This window comes from Curtobacterium sp. PhB78, from assembly GCF_003751685.1.
GTDB lineage: Bacteria > Actinomycetota > Actinomycetes > Actinomycetales > Microbacteriaceae > Curtobacterium.
On sequence record NZ_RKIA01000005.1, the window covers coordinates 23,536 to 41,764 of the forward strand.

At 66.1% G+C, this 18,229-nt stretch carries 16 protein-coding genes and 1 tRNA gene; 7 read left to right on the forward strand and 10 right to left on the reverse strand.

What is annotated here, in order from left to right; genetic code table 11:
* Positions 1-157: 157 nt before the first annotated feature.
* Positions 158-1,198, reverse strand: coding sequence for an NAD(P)-dependent alcohol dehydrogenase (locus tag EDF53_RS12370; RefSeq protein ID WP_123293879.1), 1,041 nt, complete (start codon positions 1,196-1,198; stop codon positions 158-160).
* 170 nt (positions 1,199-1,368) lie between these two features.
* Between EDF53_RS12370 and EDF53_RS12375 the strand changes: the two genes are divergently transcribed.
* From EDF53_RS12375 to EDF53_RS19840, 4 genes are all read left to right on the forward strand, one after another.
* Positions 1,369-2,244 (forward strand): helix-turn-helix transcriptional regulator, encoded by an 876-nt coding sequence (locus EDF53_RS12375; RefSeq protein ID WP_123293880.1) that lies wholly within the window; start codon positions 1,369-1,371, stop codon positions 2,242-2,244.
* A 299-nt stretch (positions 2,245-2,543) separates the two neighbouring features.
* Entirely contained in the window at positions 2,544-3,449 is a 906-nt protein-coding gene (locus EDF53_RS12380) for a hypothetical protein (protein WP_123293881.1), read from the forward strand.
* Positions 3,446-4,729, forward strand: a complete 1,284-nt coding sequence (locus EDF53_RS12385; RefSeq protein WP_185021032.1) for a hypothetical protein — start codon at positions 3,446-3,448, stop codon at positions 4,727-4,729. Before EDF53_RS12380 ends, EDF53_RS12385 begins: the two co-directional genes overlap by 4 nt.
* Positions 4,726-5,388 (forward strand): ABC transporter ATP-binding protein, encoded by a 663-nt coding sequence (locus tag EDF53_RS19840; protein WP_123293883.1) that lies wholly within the window; start codon positions 4,726-4,728, stop codon positions 5,386-5,388. Before EDF53_RS12385 ends, EDF53_RS19840 begins: the two co-directional genes overlap by 4 nt.
* Positions 5,389-5,492: 104 nt before the next feature.
* Here EDF53_RS19840 and EDF53_RS12395 read toward each other — a convergent pair whose 3' ends face one another.
* Positions 5,493-5,981: a hypothetical protein gene (locus EDF53_RS12395; protein WP_123293884.1), complete on the reverse strand. Its 489-nt coding sequence runs from the start codon at positions 5,979-5,981 to the stop codon at positions 5,493-5,495.
* On the opposite strand from EDF53_RS12395, the gene EDF53_RS19680 reads away from it, so the two are divergent.
* Positions 5,974-6,102, forward strand: coding sequence for a hypothetical protein (locus EDF53_RS19680; RefSeq protein WP_260215593.1), 129 nt, complete (start codon positions 5,974-5,976; stop codon positions 6,100-6,102). The two genes, EDF53_RS12395 and EDF53_RS19680, sit on opposite strands and share 8 nt — an antisense overlap.
* Before the next feature lie 304 nt (positions 6,103-6,406).
* The gene (locus EDF53_RS12400) at positions 6,407-6,763 is read left to right on the forward strand and encodes a transposase (protein WP_123293885.1); all 357 of its coding nucleotides are present in this window, start codon (positions 6,407-6,409) and stop codon (positions 6,761-6,763) included.
* Here the strand turns inward: EDF53_RS12400 and EDF53_RS12405 are convergent.
* From EDF53_RS12405 to EDF53_RS12425, 5 genes are all read right to left on the reverse strand, one after another.
* Entirely contained in the window at positions 6,732-9,329 is a 2,598-nt protein-coding gene (locus EDF53_RS12405) for an AAA family ATPase (protein ID WP_123293886.1), read from the reverse strand. The genes EDF53_RS12400 and EDF53_RS12405 overlap by 32 nt on opposite strands.
* A 227-nt stretch (positions 9,330-9,556) precedes the next feature.
* Positions 9,557-11,851, reverse strand: coding sequence for a hypothetical protein (locus EDF53_RS12410; protein ID WP_185021033.1), 2,295 nt, complete (start codon positions 11,849-11,851; stop codon positions 9,557-9,559).
* Positions 11,852-11,912: 61 nt separating this feature from the next.
* On the reverse strand, positions 11,913-12,911 hold the full coding sequence (locus EDF53_RS12415; RefSeq protein WP_123293887.1) for a HEPN/Toprim-associated domain-containing protein: 999 nt from the start codon (positions 12,909-12,911) through the stop codon (positions 11,913-11,915).
* Positions 12,912-13,088: 177 nt separating this feature from the next.
* The gene (locus EDF53_RS12420) at positions 13,089-14,858 is read right to left on the reverse strand and encodes an ATP-dependent endonuclease (RefSeq protein WP_148058346.1); all 1,770 of its coding nucleotides are present in this window, start codon (positions 14,856-14,858) and stop codon (positions 13,089-13,091) included.
* A gap of 140 nt (positions 14,859-14,998) precedes the next feature.
* Positions 14,999-15,511, reverse strand: coding sequence for a hypothetical protein (locus tag EDF53_RS12425; protein WP_148058347.1), 513 nt, complete (start codon positions 15,509-15,511; stop codon positions 14,999-15,001).
* Between the two features lie 492 nt (positions 15,512-16,003).
* Between EDF53_RS12425 and EDF53_RS19000 the strand changes: the two genes are divergently transcribed.
* A complete protein-coding gene (locus tag EDF53_RS19000; protein WP_148058348.1) occupies positions 16,004-16,570 on the forward strand; it encodes a hypothetical protein in 567 nt (188 codons plus the stop codon).
* On the opposite strand, the gene EDF53_RS12430 is transcribed toward EDF53_RS19000, so the two are convergent.
* From EDF53_RS12430 to EDF53_RS12440, 3 genes are all read right to left on the reverse strand, one after another.
* Positions 16,562-16,635: transfer RNA gene (locus tag EDF53_RS12430), tRNA-Pro, on the reverse strand. The genes EDF53_RS19000 and EDF53_RS12430 overlap by 9 nt on opposite strands.
* A 153-nt stretch (positions 16,636-16,788) precedes the next feature.
* A complete protein-coding gene (locus EDF53_RS12435; RefSeq protein ID WP_185021034.1) occupies positions 16,789-17,379 on the reverse strand; it encodes a hypothetical protein in 591 nt (196 codons plus the stop codon).
* On the reverse strand, positions 17,367-18,197 hold the full coding sequence (locus EDF53_RS12440; protein WP_123293891.1) for an endonuclease/exonuclease/phosphatase family protein: 831 nt from the start codon (positions 18,195-18,197) through the stop codon (positions 17,367-17,369). Before EDF53_RS12440 ends, EDF53_RS12435 begins: the two co-directional genes overlap by 13 nt.
* Positions 18,198-18,229 lie beyond the last annotated feature (32 nt).

An 18,229-nucleotide genomic window follows, 5' to 3' on the forward strand; every position in this document is an offset into this window, starting at 1 on the left:
TGCTGTGATCAGAAGTGGCCGGTCGTGCCCTGCTCCAGCAGTCGAAGACCGCGTGCCGCCACACTACGGCCCGGGGATGCGAACACGCCTGGCGCAACGACTCCCCGCTGGGGACTCGTCCAGATCACCGACCCGGGTGCGAACGGCCGACTGGGCGTCAGATCGTGCTGGCGTCGAGGACGAACCGGTACCGGACGTCGCTCGCGAGCATCCGTGTGTACGAGTCGTTGATGTCCGTCGCGGCGACGGTCTCGATCTCCGAGCCCAGCCCGTGCTCGGCGCAGAAGTCGAGCATCTCCTGGGTCTCGGCGATGCCGCCGATCATGGAGCCGGCCAGGGCCCGGTTGCCGGCGATCAGGGAGAACGCGTGCAGTGGCAGCGGCTCGTCGGGGATGCCGACCATGATCATGGTCCCCTCGGCGTGCAGGAGACCGAGGTACGCGCCGAGGTCGATGGGGGCGGACACCGTCGACAGGATGAGGTCGAAGCGGCCGGCGAGTTCGGTGAAGGTCGCGGGGTCCGACGTCGCACGGTAGTCCGCCGCACCGAGGCGCAGCCCGTCCTCACGCTTGCCGAGCGTCTGGGACAGCACCGTGACTTCGGCGCCCATGGCGTGGGCGATCTTCACCGCCATGTGGCCGACCCCGCCGAGTCCGACGACCGCGACCTTCTTGCCGGGGCCGGCGTTCCAGCGCTGCAGCGGCGAGTACGTGGTGATGCCCGCGCAGAGCAGCGGTGCCGCGACGTCGAGCGGAAGTGCGTCGGGGATCCGGAGCACGAAGGCCTCGGTGACGACGACCTGCTTCGCGTACCCGCCGTACGTGACCCTGCCGTCGCGACCGATCGCGTTGTACGTGTCGGTGGCACCACGGAGGCACTGCTGCTCCTGGCCCGCGAGACAGCGCTCGCACTCGCCGCACGAGTCGACCAGGCACCCCACACCGACACGGTCGCCGACCTGGTGCGCCGTGACCGCGGACCCGACAGCGGCCACGATCCCGGCGATCTCGTGCCCGGGGACCATCGGGTACACCCCCGGGCCCCACTCGTCGCGCGTCAGGTGGATGTCGGTGTGGCACAGGCCGGTGAAGCGGACGTCGATGAGGACGTCGTGCGCACCGAGTTCTCGGATCTCGACCGACGACGGTTCCAAGAGCGCTCCAGCGGCGGGGGCGGCGTAGGCGGGGACGATCGGCATGGTTGGTTCTCCTCGACGGTGGTGCCGGAGCAGGCTCAGCCCCGCTCCACGAACCCCTCAACACTCACTCGGAACGACTGCCCGAGCCAGACTCCCCTGCTGCGTACGTCCGCCGTGGGTACCACTGGCAGTGGTGGGACAACCGGAACGATCAGCCACATACTGGATCGATGAGCTCCTCCACGTCTGCAGCTCGGCTGGTGACGGCGGATGAGGACGAAGGGCAGGAGCTGGGACGCTTCCTCGCCGCGAAGCGAGCCCAGATCCGCCCGGACGACGTCGGAATGCCAGGAGGCGGGCGTCGACGGGTTCCCGGACTGCGCCGCGAAGAAGTCGCCATGCTCGCAGGCGTCTCGCCCGCGTACTACACCCGACTGGAGCAAGGCGATGCCGGGCGGGTGTCCGACGAGGTCGTCGGCGCACTGTCCCAAGCCCTGCGCCTCACACCCGCCGAGGCGGAGCATCTCTTCCGCCTCGTGAACCCGCGAGCCGAGGCCCGGAGGAACACCTGCAGCAACGCGGTGGTCCGGCCGGAGCTGCAATCGCTGCTCGACGCACTCGGAGAGGTTCCGGCGATGATCGTCGGCCGACGGTCGGACATCCTGGCGTGGAACACCCTCGGATCGCTCGTGTTCGGCGACCTCGAGCGCCTCCCCCGCTCGGAGCGCAACTGGGCGCGGCTGGTGTTCATCCACCCGGAGTACCGGAACCTCTTCATCGACTGGCACCAGAAGGCAGCCGATGTCGTCGGACAGCTCCGGGTGGACGCCGGCTTCCACCCGACCGACCCACACCTCGCCGCCCTCGTCGGCGAACTCGCCGTCACGAGCCCGACGTTCGCCAGACTCTGGGCGCGACACGAGATCCGGGAACGCTGTCACAGCATCCAGCAACTCGAACACCCCGAGGTCGGCCAGCTCGAACTGCAGGTCGAATCGTTCCGCGTCGCAGGAGAAGAGGACAAGAGTCTCGTCACCTACCGAGCCACGGCAGAGTCGTCGACGCACGCGGCGCTGCGGCAGCTGCGCGCGGCAACCGGAGCGTGAGTCCGGCTACCTCGACTACGTGCTCTTGGTGGAGGTGGAAGTAGAAGTCGACCCATCGACGGACGGGAGGCCCGGCGCCAGCTGGTACCGGGCCTCCCGTCCGTCCGTGGTTGCGCTGCAGATCCCCGACCGCGTGTCCGGGGCACGGTCGCGACCGAGAACACGTTGCTCGACAAAGCGTTCCACCTCTGACATGTTAACGACTGAACGGTTGGCTTTCACCGATCAGAGAGGCACAGTCGGTTGCGCAGGAACCGGAACGTCGACAGCTCTCACCCGCTGCGGCGTGAGGAGACGACGTGACGAAGCGACAGCTCACGGCGACCGCCGGCCTGCTCCTGCTGGCCATGCTCCTGACGGTGCTGATCGGAGTGTTCGACGCTCGTCGACGTGTCATCGCCGCGGAGGGCGACGATCTCCGCACCGGCCAGAGCGCCTGGGTGACCGCGACATTCGACGAACTCAGGCGCGCCCGGGGCGGGTTCGAACCGGGAACGAAGGTGTTCGTGAACCTCGAGGAGAAGGTCCGCGCCGTCGCGGTCCTGTCGGGACGGTGGACAGACGTTCCGCTGCACGACGGGCACGCGCTGACCGGGCGTCCCGGCGAAGCTCTCGTCGGCTCTGACGTCGCCGTCCGCGGCGACGACCTCGTCTTCGACGGCACGACGTACACCGTGGTGGGTCGTCTCGGCGTCCGGGCAGACAGTCTGCTGTCCGATGACGTGGTCCTCGCCGATCCGTCGCAGTTCTCGGCGTCACCACAGCGGCTGCTCCTGGACGGCCCGAGCAGTGTCCGCCACTACAGCGCACAGTTCCCTGGCCGAAGCGTCGAGATCATCGACGACGGCACGAACCGCAGGACGAACGTCGACGCTGTGTCGCCGGTGCTGGTCACGCTCGGCGCGCTCGTCTCCACACTCATCGCCCTGATCGCTGGTCTGCAAACCGGACGATGGGAACTCCGCGCTGCGGCAGTCCGGTTCATGACGGGGGTTCGACCACTGACCACCCTTCGCAGCGCTGCCGCCAGGGTCGGTCTGATCAGCGCCGTCGCCTGTGCAATCGCGCTCATGGGTGCGGCAGCTGCACGGCACACCACCAACCTCGACCTCGACGTCACCGCCGCAGTCGTGGCAGTCGGGACGGTCACGCTCGCCGTCTCGGTCGTTTCATTCTGGCACGGAAGCCGACGATGGAACTGTTGAACGACCTCCGGTCCAACTGGACGATCATCGTCGCCAAGATCGTCCTGATCGTGCTGCTCGCACTCTGCTGGTACAACGTGGCGTCGTTCACCCAGTCCACGTCGCAAGCCGTGGCCCAGGGCCTGTCCGCTGATGCCGACGCCGACCTCTACACAGTGATCGACGATCTCGACCCGGAGGCCTTCGAAGCGGTTCGACGAAACGAGCGCGCACTCGACGCAGTCGCCTCGTTCGTCGAGCGCATCGATGACGAGCCCCGATTCAGGTTCATCTCCTCGTACGACCAACCCGTCACCGTCCAGGACTTCCGCGGCGACGATCGCTTCGACGTCGGCTACGGCACGGAGTACACGCTCAACGGGAAGTACCAGGACGAGTCCGGACGGAGCGTCCAGGACATCAAGTCCATCCAGCTCAACGAAACTGCGTACGAGTTCGCGGGGCTGTCCGTGCAGGACGGCAAGCCGATCGAGTGGGACGCCGTCGACTGGGGATCCGGCCAGGTCCCGGCGCTGCTCGGCAACGAGTACCGCGGCGTGTACGAGCTCGGAGAGCGACTCACCGGAGCGGTCATCCTGCAGGAGCAAGAGCTCGAAGTCGTCGGTTTCCTCGAACCGAACAGCGCCATGTACTTCCGCGGTGAGGCCAACCACTACCTCGATGACACCGTCATCGTGCCCTACCCGCCGACACTCGCCGGACTCGACCGAGCAGCACTCGACCGGCTGGATCCCGAGCTGTTCGCACGCCTCGTGTTCCAGGTGTTGAACGCCGACCTCGCCGTCGATCGCAGCCTCGATTTCGGTGGCGTCGTCGCGCGACTCGACGAGATCGGAGACGACACCGGCTTCCGGTCGTACACGTTGCTCGGAGTGCCGACCTACCTCGTGCAGCTCTCCCTCGTCCGCCAGCTCATCCAGGACAACATGGTGCTCGTCACCGCGCTGCTCGTCGTCCTCACCGCGGGCGTGGGCATCATCACGGCGTTCCTCGACCGACTTCTCCATCACCGTCGAGCGCCAGTCGCGCGGGTGCACCATCTCCTCGGGAAGAGCCCGAACCGCACGAACCGCCTGTTCCGCGCAAGCCGCCTCACCGAGTACGCCGCCGCGTTCGGGCTGTTCCTCGCGACGAGCGCGGCGCTCCCCAACGACAGTGCGCCGGCTCGACTCGGCGCGGGTGCCGCCCTCCTGCTCTGGTGCGTGGCGGACGGCGCACTCAGCCGACGAGCCGTCCGCATCGAACTGACCACCCGACGTCGAAGAGGTACCCCACGATGATCACGCTGCACGACGTCTCGAAGACGATCACCGAGCCCGACGGATCGACCAGAACGCTGTTCGACCGACTGCACTTCGACCTTCGCGAAGACGATCGGTCAGTAGCCATCACCGGGCGCAGCGGATCGGGCAAGAGCACGCTGCTCCGAATCCTCGCCGGCCTCGACACCGATTTCGTTGGCACCTACGACCATGAAGGGCAGGTGCTCGAGCGCACCGCGTCCAGGATGGCGGCTCACCGGCTCCGACACATCGGCATCGTCACCCAGGACCACAGCCTGCTCGGGGACCGCAGCGTGCTCGACAACGTCCGGCTCGGAGTCCCTGCTCGTGCTGACTCGGCGGACCGAGCACACGACGCCCTCGAGGCGGTCGGCATCGGTCACCTTGCCGGCAAGCGCCCACGACGACTGTCGGGAGGAGAAGCGCAGCGCGTCGCGATCGCTCGGGCCATCGCGAAGCGCCCAGCCGTCGTCCTTGCCGATGAGCCCACCGGAGCACTCGACGAGACGACCGAAGACGACGTGCTCGCCCTCTTCGACCGGCTGCAGGAAGCAGGAACCAAGTTCGTGATCGTCACCCACAGTGAGCGCGTTGCACAGCGATGCGGACGCCAACTCCACCTCCATCACGAGCAGCTCCTCGCGCGCGGCGCGTGACGGACTGGAGGTGGGCCCCACCAGCCGGTACCGGCGCACCGCGCCAGCGGGGCGACGGCCGTGCCTGGAGGGACGGTGCCAGCTGGCATCGGGCCTCCAGTCCGTCAGAAGTTACGCTCCAGATCCCGATCACGCGTGCGCAGTACGGTCGCGGCTGAAGAACTCGGCGAACATTTCCGTTTCGCCGCGTGCGAATCGAGGTCGAGCTCGAGGCCCTCCATGTTGAGGTCGGTCCCGAACAGTCGGAGTATTCCTGGGCCATTCGGCTCCGCGGTCTCGAGGGACACCGAGAACAGTGTCGGCGACGTCCCGCCGGCAGCAATCCGCCGAGCTTCTGCGAACGCCGCGCGGTACGTCGCGTCGGTGACGCGGATCACACTGACCGAGCAACTCGTGGCGTCCCAGTCGGGCGCGACCATCTCGCCGCTGGGCGCATGGAAGAAGTGCACGACGAACGTGTCGCGCTCGCCTTCGGCGCCGTAGTGCCGCTCGTCCACTTCTTCGATCTGCACGAACTCATTCCGCATCACCGGGAAGACCTTCAAGCTCGCCGTCCGGACGGTCGCGCCGGGCGAGACGACCCACGTGATCAAGACGCACTCTTTCCGCGTCATCACCACGCGGACCTACCACCCCGGCACGCACGCCGTCGAGCTGCTCGTCAACGGGGTCTCCGCCGGCCGCCGCGAGTTCGAGCTCACCGCGGGACGCTGAACCCGACGGCGTCGAGGGTGTCCGGCAGCGCCATGGTCATCGCCTGGAAATCGAGGAGCAAGAAGAACAGTGGGGTGTTGCTGGGGCGACACCCGACACCGCGCGTCTTGCAAGCGGCGACCACCGCACGGTCGCCGCTTGCAAGGAACCGCTGTCCGGGCGCTCAGTGCACCGGTGTGGCCGGGAGCACGAACCGCTCAGGTTCGCCGTCGAGCATCGCTGTCCGTGTCATCCGCTGGATCTCGGCGGACACCTCTCCCCGCGGAGCGCTCACCTCGTCGAGGCTGCCTGAAAGGATGCGATCGTGCCCAAGCCCTATCCGAAGGAGTTCCGCGATGACGTGGTGCGTGTCGCGGAGAACCGCGAGCCCGGCGTGTCGATCAAGCGCATTGTTGGCGATTTCGGGGTTCACCCGATGACACTCACGAAGTGGCTCGCCCGCTCGGGCACCGAGAAGACAGCCGTTGACACCGGTGCGCCGCTGCTGGGAGGTCGAGATGCTGAGATCCGCGAGTTGCGTAAGCGCAACCGTCTCCTCGAGCAGGAATTCGAGGTGCGGCGGCGTATCTGTCGCAAGCGCACCTTCCGGGAATCAGCGCGGACCTCCCGCGACATGAATATCAACAGGCTCACGCCGCCTTGCCTTCGTTCAGCTTCTTGAGCTCCTGAAGCTCGGCCCAGTGTTGTTCGAGTCCGGCGAGAGTAGGGCTGACGCCCTGAGTGATGAGGGCTTGGGAGTGGGCGTCGATGTACCGGCAGGCTTCCTCGAAGATCTCGCTGGCCTTGGGGATGATCTCGCCGAGCTTGTCGACGTTGATGTTGCCGAGCGTCGTCATCTGGACGTTGGCCTGATACCGGCGGGTCACGCCCTTGAGCAGCTCGTCCTCCGTGAAGACCTCGCACCAGGAACGAAGGTGGCTGTAGCCGGTGCGGACCAGCGCGTCCCGGGCTTCGCCGTCCAACTGCTTGGCGGCTTGGATGGTGCTATTAATCCGACCCTTGATCGCGTTCAAGGAGTCGATGCGCGGTCCTGTGGCGCGGGACACGTTGCCCTTGCCGCTCTCGTCAGTGATCTGGAAGTAGGCGCACCGCTTGGACTTCTCGAACAGGGCGAGGAGCGTCGTGGCGAACAAGATGTCGTGGGTAAAGACAATGACCTGGTTGTCGTCGGCCAGGCGGGCGATGCGCTGGGCAACTTCCTTGATTCGACGGTGGTCGAGGCTGGATACCGGGTCGTCGAAGATGACAGGCGCCGTGATGCCTGCGAGGCGAGCCTCGGCGAGAAAATCTGCGAGCGCTAAGACTTTCTGTTCGCCCTCGGACAGCACCTTGGACGGCTTGTGCTTACCGCTCAGCACCTTGCGGCGCTGCGCCTTGCCCTCTCGCCCGACGAACTGGACCTTGAGGGACGGGGTACGGAGGGCTTCGCACTCCTCGAGGAACAGCGCATCAAAGCTCTGGTTGATCAGCTGATCGCTGGCGGTCTTGGCGAGCGCGGTCACGGAGCGGCCGAGGCCAGGCAGCGGGCGCTTGAGCGTCTTGAGGCGATCGGCCTCCTTGGCGCTTTTGACCTGCGTCTCGATCACTGCCCAGGACTTACCCAACTCGATGGCGTCCTTGAGTTCGAGCAGCTCTGCTTGCCTCTCAGCCAGCGCCTCGGTTCGGCCCTTCTGCAAGGTCTCCAGGTCCGTGATGCTGTTGCCCACGGTGGTCAGCGCAGTGTCGACCTCGGCGCGAGGCTTGGCCACGAGATCGGCGATCTCGATGCTGGCTGGTTGGCTGGCGGCCACTGCCGTGGCGGCGGTGCTTCGTGCGCCTTCGATCGCTTCAACCTGAGTGAAGTAGGTCGGGCGCTCGCTTGGATCGGCGTCCTTGTATTGCTGGATGAACGACGCCATCTCGTTGCCTTGGAGCGCGGCAGCTTGCCGCCTGTAGCCATCGAGCGTGGTGTCGGTGATACGGATGTCGGCTGAGATCTTGTCCTCAAGGTACGTCGAGTAGCGAGTGAGCAGATCACGCGCCGGATCGAGCAGAGGCTGGCGGCAATAGAGGCAGCGGTCTGCATCGTGCGCCTCAACCTCGACGAGATGCTGGCGGTACGTCTCGCCGGCCTCGATGAAGTCGTTCCAGGTGTCGTCGGGCTCAGCAGGCAGGTCCGCGGCGGCGAAAAGCTCGCGGCGGAACGTCTCGAAATCGGTCGTGAGCTGCGCGCGCGTTGCCAGTGCGTCGTTGTACTTGGCCTGCTCGAAGCCCAGCAGAGCTTCGGCCGCGGTCGCTGCCTCTGACAGAACTCGCTGCTCGCTCCTGAGGCCGGTTATCTGGGCACCCATGGTGTTGGCGCGCAGGGCCGCAACGCCCTGGGTCAAAGCATCGAGCTCTTGATCGACGTCATCCCCGCTCTTGGCCTTGGCCTTGAGGTCGGCAAGCTCGGTGGAAGCACCGAGGGTCTCGATCAGCGGATAGATGGTCGATCCGCGCTGGAATCTGGAGAGCAGTGCCGAGCCGCTCGAACCAAGCTCAGAGATCGCCGCATCAACCTGAGCTGCTACTGCCTGGATCGCAGTCGTGACGTCTTTGAACAGGGCCAGCGAGGCCGGGGTGTAGACGTAGTCAAGGTCCTCGTCGACGTGGGTGCGCACGGCGGGGCTGTCGAAGATCGACATGCGCGTGAACGGCGACACCCCCAGTTCGCCCGTCCAGATCAGATTCTGAGCGTCGTCGCCGAGCTTGAATTCAAGTTTGGCGGACTGTGCTTCCGAGGTGTCGGCATCGATGTTGCCGAGGATCGTGTCGGCGGTACGGCTGTTGGCCAGAGCCTTGAAGATGCGGGAGTAGCCCGTCTTGCCGGTCCCGTTCTCCCCGTAGAGGATCGTCAGGCCCTCGTGGGGCTCGATCACTACACCCGCCACCAGCGCGTTGACACCACGTACCTCGGAGAGCCGGGTCAGCGACAGGGGCGGTGCCGACTCATCCTGGCGAGCCTCGATGTTGAGCAGTGGAACGGCTGGAAGCTCCCGCTTGTCGAGCGCTTTCTCCTGTCGGAACAGCAAGTAGGCCTTGTCGACCACGGAGGTTCCGACCGGGCGTCCGGTGGCGATCACTTCGGCGACAAGCAGGCGCACCCACTCGTCGTTGGCGTTCGCCCACTCGGCGAGTTGTGCCCGCGGGTCAATGAGCTCGGCTGGCTCAGTCGACTCTGCGACTTCGGCGTCAGTCGGTGTAGTCATCAGGCGCAGCCCTCCCGCGGCGCATCTGCAGTGATCGGTCTTGACGGCCCGCGCCGATGGTGTCCCTCATGACCTGCTCGCGATCTCCTCTGCGCCGCAGCGGGCGCTCATCCGTTGTCCCAACGCTAGCCATGTGGTCCGACACGGTCGACGATGCCGCGCCCAATGCGGTTGCACACCAGACTCCGGCCGCACGATCAGGTGCGCCTCGGCGGCGACGCTGTCGCTCAGTGGCCGGCGGCGACGTCCTCGAATGGATCGCGCTGGCTCGAGATCTCACCGGAGGCAGGTCGAGCCGGCGCCGCCAATCCCGAGCTCTCAGCGGGCAGCTCGTCTTCGTCCTCGTCGCTGGACACACGGTTGTTGATGTGTTCTTCTGCGCGGTCGCAAAGTGCGAGAACGTCCGGGCTCTCGGGGAAGGCGCTTCGAATGGCGGCAACGTAGTCGCGTGGAGTTTGGTAGAGCTGCTCCTTGGTCATGTCGCTGATGATCGAGTCGACATGGGTGTCGATGCGCTGCTCCAGCTCTGGCAGCACGTCTTCTTCAACTCGTCTGTGCAGGTCTGCGCGTTCTTGTGCGGTGAGGAGACCGGCGAGGGATGAGTCGGCCCAAGCCGGGTCGAGGTCGTCGATGCTGTACTCGACGATCCGCTCGACCGCTTTGCGGCGCACCTCTTCGGGCAAGGCCGCAGCTTCGTTGAGTCGGCTCAGGACAGCGGGCTCCCACATTGCGTCCACCATCATCCCGAACTCGGCCATGCCGGGTAGCGCGTCCTGGTGCGCATCCGCCCACATGCGCAGAAATTCGTCGGAACACCGTGTTTGTAAGAACCACGCTCGGGGGCCTCTCGACCATTCCCGCCGTTCGGGGACAGGGACGCGCGGGACAATCAGCCGATACATGGCGGGTGGGACCTGGACCAGCGCCCCCCGCTGGTTCGGGCCGCCGCAGTCGAGTTGGGAGACAAGCTCATCGGCCGTCATGCCTTCGAGATAGACCGACAGCGTGGAGATGTCACGGGCAACGGAGGCAGCGAAGCCTTCTCTGATCGTCGGGTGGTGGAAGCGCCAGACAGTGTTTCCGTCCGCTCTCACGTTTTGGGACAGGAAGGTGCCTTCTATGGCCGAGAAGGCGCGGGCTGTCTCGGCGACCGTTGCGCCCAGAGACGTCACCGCTGCAATCAGCCGTTCGTCTGGCGCGAACGGCGCTAGGAGTTCTCCGCCCGAGAGGTAGACCGCTGCGAGTGCTGCGCGCTGCGCAGGGTCGAGGCCGTCGAGCACGTCGACCAGAAACTCATTCGGATGCTCGAAGTATGACACCAGCGCGGCCTCACCCTTTAGCCCGGAGGCGGGCACGAAGTCTTGCAAGGACAGACGTCGCGCCACCTCCGGCTGGAATCGAGTTGCGGCCGCGACCGTGCGCAGGTGTGGCCGCCACTCGTCCAATACCCCGGCCGCCTGATCGCCTGCCTTCAAGTGGTTGTAGAGCATCTGCTCCTTCTCGGAGAGGCTCAGGGCAGTGATGTCGATGACAACCTGATGCTCTTTCAGCCGAGGGAAGGCGTACTCCTTCATCCTCGGGCGCGCTTCGCGGTAGATGTAGTCGCGGCTTGTCATCAGCACGCGAGCGCCGTGATCGACTGCCGCCATGACCTCGGGCATCCGTCGTACCCAGGCTTCGGTTAGGTGCGGTTCGTGTCGGATACTGCCGAAAGCGTCGTCGACCCAGAACATCTGCCGGGGGTCGTCGGGGTTCCAGTGCGCAAGAAGCTCATCCGGGCCATCGACGCGCATCACATCGCATTGCCAGTTGTCGAGCGCCGTCATGCAGAGCATCGCGGCGATGGTCGACTTCCCGCTGGCAGGTTCGCCAAGTAGCAATACGAACCCGTGCTCGGTGATGGCGTCACTTGCGCCTCGGTACGCGCCGGTAGGGACGAAGGTTTCCAGTTCTCGGGTCAAGCTTGTGAGAAGTGCGCGAGCCTGGCGCATCCTGCGCTCGTCCAGGATGCTCGTGAGGTCGCCGAGCCCATAGACACGCGGTACGTACCGCCGCAGGTTCCAGTTCATCTCGATCTGCGTGCAGATCCAGCCGCCGGGAAGAATCGCCGCAACCTTGGGGCCACGTTCGCGCACTTCCTCCGCGAACCAAGCCTGTGTCCGGCCGGTGACGCGCAGGTTCGTCAACACCATGTAGCCGTCGCAGAGCCCACGAGCGTGCAACGCTTCGATCTTGGCGAGTTCGTCTGCAAGGTCTCCCGGCGGCAGCGTGCCTGACGGCTCGACGCTGAACTTGCATTGCACCACGACGGGCATCGCGGTCGTGGCAAAGTCTTCGAGCTCCGTGACCACCTGGTCTCCAGGCGCCGCCCATAGGCCATGAAAGGCACCATCTTGACCGGCGTCGTTCGTGTCAGCGAACGCGGTGAAGGTCTGCCCCAGGGTCTCCTGGAGAACGACAGCGCAGAGGTCTTGGAAGGCTCGCCAGCCGAGCTTGTGGAGTTCGTAGTCAGGCCCGGGCATCGAGGCTGATTTAACCAGAGTCGCAGCACCCGCGAGGGGAGGTTCACGACGACACGGGGTGCTAGGTGAGCCCGGGAAGCGGAGTTGGAAGGGCCATCACGACTCGCAGAAGACTCTCGACGCTCTCATGGAGATCCGCATCCGACAGCACGTTATTGGGGTTCTCCGGGTGATGGATCATGTTGCGGACCGCGGTGGGAAGGGTCGTCACCTCTGGTGTCACGGTGCCGTCCGGGTTGACCTTCACGTACGGCGTCGCCTTGGGCAATCCGTAGCCTGCGAGCCAGGAGTCGAACCCCTTCACGGTCGGTTTGCCGGCGTGGTCTTGCAGGCGCCCGTAGAGCATGGTGTGGCCGATGACGAACGCTTGCCGGTCGATGTCGGTCAGGTCATCGAGCGATACCCAGCCGCTCTCGACCAAGTCTTGATGGTGCCATCGGAGCGCGAGCGAGCCGTTTGCTGGGCGGTCGGCGAGCGTTCGGAGGGTGATCGCGAAGTCGAGGCTTGCGATGAAATCTTCGAGCCCTGCCTCATTCGTATCCCAAGCCGAGAGCAGGCTCCTCACGTAAGCGCGGAAGTCCCAGATGAATGGCGCCACGTCCGCTGGCGTGAGCGTGCCGAAGTCGATGCTGGTGAGAGCAGTACGGAAGTCCTCGAAGGTGAGCTGGAGGTCCGCTGTCCGATTCCACCGGATCACCGCGGCGTCGAACTTGGTCTTCGTCTCTTGAAGGGAGTAACCGAGGTGGCGGAGCCGGAAGTCAGCCTCCTTCAAACTAGTCTGGAAGCCAGGCTTCGTCTCAGCCACCTCGTTCGCGTATCGATACGTGATGTCGGTGAGACTCCCCGGCGGGAATAGCCAATGATGGTTCTTCCAGTAGCGGTTTTTGCCATAGTCGATGTCGACGCCGTTGAGCGACAACGTGATCTCTGTGCCCACGAATAGATCCTCGCATCTTCCGTCGATCCCCGACCCAGTTCGCGCGCTACCGAACCCAGTGAGCTCGACGGGCCCGTATACCTCGTCGACAACGATGGTGAGTGCGTCGATGTCGAGCCGCATCGGTCGGTCCGCGCTCTCGGGACTGTTGCAGGTTCGGTTGACTCCTGACCTGGGGGATCTGGTCTCTGCTGGAGCGATGTCGATCCGCCGCCGTCGATGCGAACGGTCGCGTCGACAGGAGTGCATGGCGTGCACGGCCCGGTTCCGGCGGCGCCGCTCCCGTCTGCCCATGCGTCGTTACAGCAAGGCTTTCTCCCGTGCGATCACCGCCGCGGCGAGCTGCGCCGCGAACGCCGACGAGTCAGAATCCTTGTGCGCGCCGGCAGCCAGCGCTGCCGGCAGCCACTCCGGCCCCTTCTTGACGCCGAGACTTGGCGCGAACCCCTCGAGTTCGCCGACGGGGACTAAGACGACGCCCTCCGACGCGAGCGCGGTCACGAGCCGGTCCGCTGCCTGACGGTCGGCGCGGAAGCCGTTCATGCCGTATCGCTTCACGTCCGCCCACGGGTCGTCGGCTGCCAGAGCGCGTGTGACCGCCCGACGCGTGGCGCCGGTGTAAGCCGCGTCGGGTGCTTCGCCGAGAACACCGTCTACAGCAAGTTGCACATCGCCGTTCGTCGCCGGTCTTCGAGCTCGTCGGAACTCGGCCGTGGCCTTTTCGTAGTCCTTATCGATGTCGGTGGTCCACGTTGCACCCATCGCTTCCACAAGCGTCTTAAGAGTGCTTCTTTCCTTCAACGCATCGATGTCCAACGCGGCGAGTACCGGTACCCTCGCGGCGGCAAGGATCGAGGCGATCTCCGTTGCCCCGCCCTTGCCGTGCGCCGATACGAATAGAACGTCGTTCGGCAGCAACCCGTCGGGTAGCGGAGCGGCTTCGTCGAGCGCTGCCGCGTAGAATAGGCAGTCGCGTTCGTTCTCGGCGATGACGACGGCCCGGTGGAAGAGCCCGTCGAGGATGCTGCTGTGCCGAAGCAGTGGACTCGTCCACGCTTTCGCGAGTTCCGCGGGATCGACGCGGTGCGCGGTGGTCGTGTCCCCGCTCCGGTCAAGCCGGATGACCGTTCGGTCGGCGCTCTGAAGCGACAGGACACCGGCGACGAAGTTTCGGTCGTGTGTGGCGACGATGAGCTGGCTGCGCCGTCCGGCAGTGATCTCCGCGACGATGCGACCGAGCTTGAATGCCTGCGGCGGATGCAGGAATGCCTCCGGCTCATCAACGAATGAGATCTGATTCCGACCAGCGATGAGCGGGACCAGCAGGCCCAGCGTAGAACCGACACCGTCACCTTGCGACTCCACCGGCGGAAGCTTGGCCATGTCCTCCCGGTACGGTGTGAGGTCCTTGAAATCAGGTGTCACCGTGGTCTCGCCGTATCGGAGGATGACGTTGCCGCTCAACCAGTCGAGAGTGACTCCGGTGCCGAAGATGTCCTTCGTGTACGTGTTGAGGGAGCGCATCAGCTCCGTCTCTGCCTCGAAGTAGTGCAAATCGAGGTTGGGCGGGAGGCTGATGTCTGGGCGGCGCGGGACCGCACGGATCGCTTCAAATCGGGTTCGGGCGTTCGGCATCAGTGCAAGCGAGGCACCGAAGTTCGAAAGGTGCACCCTCGGCGTGAACGTGTAGGCGAGGTTGATTTCTTGCGGAGTCACGGTGACGCTGCCGCGGACGTAGCCGTTGTCGCTGGCGTATGCGTCTGCGGCAAACCAGGCGTGTGCGTCCGCCTGCGTGCCGCCCAGGAGCAGCTCCTGCGAGGTCAACAGGTGCGGCTGTGGAAGCACCGTCGCGCCCCACGCATCCACCAAAGAAGCGTGCATTTGGCGCAGCAGCGTGGACTTGCCGGCATTGTTGCCACCAACCACGACTGTGACACCGTTCGTGGAGATCGGGACCTGTACACCGCCTTGAACGCTGACCGACCCGATACGGAGCGAGAACAGATCCGCATTCCCGCCCCGCAGTTCGGGCTCGAGCGCAAATCGTTGTTCGTAGTCGTTTACGGCCACAGCCCCTCCTCAGTGGAATCTGCTGTGCAGGATAGCGCCTCGGAACTCCAGCCCCGGACCCGTGCACCACGGGCCCGTCGCACCCGCCAGAACGTCGCAGAGATTTTAAGCCCTTTGTTCACGGCGCTGGCGAGCAGGAGTCAGTACGTCGGGTGCCGCTCGGTGATGCGCAGCCAGTCGTCGAAGTCCGGGATCACAGTCCGCTGTGCTGAGCGTGCACTCCACTCGTTCTCCCACTCGCGGACCCGCTGCAGGCACAGTGCGAGGTAGTCGGCGGCGTAGCTCGACCACCGGGCGCTGTAGTCGATCGTGTCGCCGAGGACATCGTCTCCCGTGTCGAGGAAGACGAGGCCGTCGCCGAGCGCTTCACCGAGGCAAGCGCGTGTGGAACGCTTGAGGTGTCGCCATTGGCCCGGGAGCCGGACCTTCGTCGCGTCCAGGCTGCGGTACGCGACCGGGATGTGCTCGACCCAGAACGCGGTGTCGCGACGGTCGCGTAGGTGATGCAGCTGCTCGACCATCGGCACCATCCACGCGAGCAGTTCAGCTGCCGCCGCGCGTCGGCGTTGACGTTCGTCGTCTTGTCGCCGCTGGGTGCTCCCGATGGCGCGGTCGATGAGGGGGCCGATGGTTCCGCCGATGATGTCGGTCACGAACGCAATCTTCACGACACCTCCGACATTCAGCCCGGACAGTACGCAGGGGCCTTGTGCTGCGGGCAGTGGCAGCAGCGAAGCGATGGATAGGTGAGAACACGACGAAGCCCTCCCGGTTTGGGAGGGCTTCGTCGTGTTCGGTCTGGCTCGACTACGACGCGTTGGTACGGAGCGGGCAGCGGAAGGGTCGGTGGTTTGCGCCGAGGCTCAGGGGGTTCGCGTCGTGGGGCTGCTTGACCTAGTAGGGGCGCGGGCTGATCTGGTCGTCCCGCGTAATGTGGGTGGCGTCGAAGGCGGCGTCGAAGCTGCTGGGCATCGCGCGGGCGTAGAAGCGGCCGTTTGGCTGGAGAGCGCGCGGCCGTGTTGCGGCGGTGGTGGACTCTGGGCGTCGCGCGGCGTGGTCGGCGCGGTGCCACTCGGCAAGGGTGGTCAGGATCTCCTGGCTGATGTTCCGCGAGCGGGCCGCCTGCGCCGTGGCTCTGGTTCAGCTTGCGGGACTTCGCGCTCACACAAGCCCTGCGCTACAAGTCCCGCGAGTGGATCGACTTCCACGGCTACGCGCGCAACCTCATCGAGAACGGGAACTCGATGCTGAAGGCTCCGAAGTACGGGTCCCTGCACGACCATCTCAACCGACAGTCTCGCGGCTTCGCATCCGGCTACGTGTTCCTGACGTTCCTGCTCGTCGCGCTCAACATCAAACAGATCTGCGACTTCCTGAAGGCAAAGGAGATCGAAGCCCGCCGAGCAGCCGAGAACCGGCCCCACGCAAACCGCCCATCCTGCGTCGGAGAGACCGCGAATCCTTCAACGACTACACGGGCACCCGTCCAGGTGGAGTGCCGGACCTCGAGGTTCGTCAGGAGCGAGCCAAGGCACGACGAGAGAAGGCGGCGAAGGCGGCTGCTGAGAAGGCCAAGCGATCCACACGGTCGCGGAAGGTGGCAGCTCAGTAGCCCTGAACCTGCCGACGACAACGAAGAGAGGCTCGCAGCCAGTTGGCTGCGAGCCTCGCTTCGTTGTCGGGTTCTTAAGACACCCCTTCGGTCGGGCTGACAGGATTTGAACCTGCGACCCCTTGACCCCCAGTCAAGTGCGCTACCAAGCTGCGCCACAGCCCGCGAGTTCCGGAGAACTCAGGATCCCGGAGGACCCTCGCCCACGTCCGACCGGAGCGCGAGCGACCGGTCCAGCATAGCGGACGCCAGACCCCCTCCGCGCCACGGCGAGTCGGAGCGAGCAGCAACCAGAGCCACCGGAACGAGCACGCACCGTCACCCCGCCCGCACCACCTCGCGCCGCGCCGCCAACCACGGCAACCCGAGCCCGACGAGCAACCCACCGGCCCCGTCCGCCGCCAGGTCCCCGATGGTGTCGTCGTACCCGACGTAGATCGCCGAGTCGACGAAGTTGTGCCCGAGCCACTCCCCCATCTCCCACGCCGCCCCGATCGCGAGCCCAGCGCACAGCCCGAGGACCGCGACGACCACCCGGCGCTCTCCGTCCGGCGCCGGCACCGCGCGCAGGTCGGCACCGATGACGTACAGCACGGCGGCGAGCAGCCCGGTGAGCACGACGTGCATGAACTTGTCCCACAGGAACACGCTCGTGTACCACTCGAGCACGCTCGACCACCCGGCGAGGAGCACGAGCACGCACACCGCCAGGTCGAACGCGGGCCGCAGTCCGAGCATCCGCGGCACCACGACCCCGAGCAACGACAGCGCCATCACCGGCAGCGCGGTCCCGCCCCACCCGATGCTCGCGACGACCAGGCTCACGACCGTCAGGGCACGCACGACGTCGGCCACCAGGAACTTCGGCCGCAGGAACGTCGGACCGAGCGCCCGGATCACGACGCCCACCGCACGACCGCGTGCACGGCCGCGTGGTCGGAGGGCCACACGCCGCCCGGCCGCCGGTTCGAGACGGCCACCCGGTCGACGGTCGCTTCCGGCGTCACCAGGACACCGTCGATCCGCCGGCCACCGACACGCGGACTCCCGTAGTGCGGGTACGTCCCGTACGGCTCGCCCACCTGCCTGGAGGCCCGCCCCCAGCTGTCGACGACGCCAGCGTCCGCCAGTGCTCGCCATGGTGCGGACCCTGCCGGGCTGTTCCAATCGGCCATCACGACGGCGGGCAGGCCGCGCTGTCGCACGATCCGGCCGAGGAGTTCGGCGGACCGCAGTCGGGCCCACGGCGAGGCGACGTCGAGGTGCGTCGCGATGGCCAGGAACCGGACGCCGGTCGCGCGGTCGTCGACGACGGCTCCGACGGCGTGCCGGGGGAAGGACGTGACCCACGAGCGGGATCCCGGACGGCTCGGTGTGCGGGACAGTGCCCAGGTGCGTCGCTCGACGACGTCGAGGCGGGAGCGGTCCAGGAGGAGCCCGACCTGCTCGCCACCGCCGCGCGCGCCGCGCCCGACCAGGACGGGCTCCCAAATCGACCCAAGAGCGGCCGTGAGGTCCGCTGCCTGCGTGGGGAGGGCCTCCTGGACGGCGAGGACGGTGGGCGCTTCGGACGTGACGAGCGCGGTGATGGCATCGCGGCGACGCTCCCAGGCGTCCGGGTGTGCGGACGGTCGCGGCACGCGGCGCCGCACGTTGAGGGTCATGCAGTGGACCTCGGGCGACCGGACGGCTCCGATGAGCGGGTGGTCGTCGGGGTGGTGGGGCATGCTTCCCTTCTACGAGACGACACCCGTCGGAT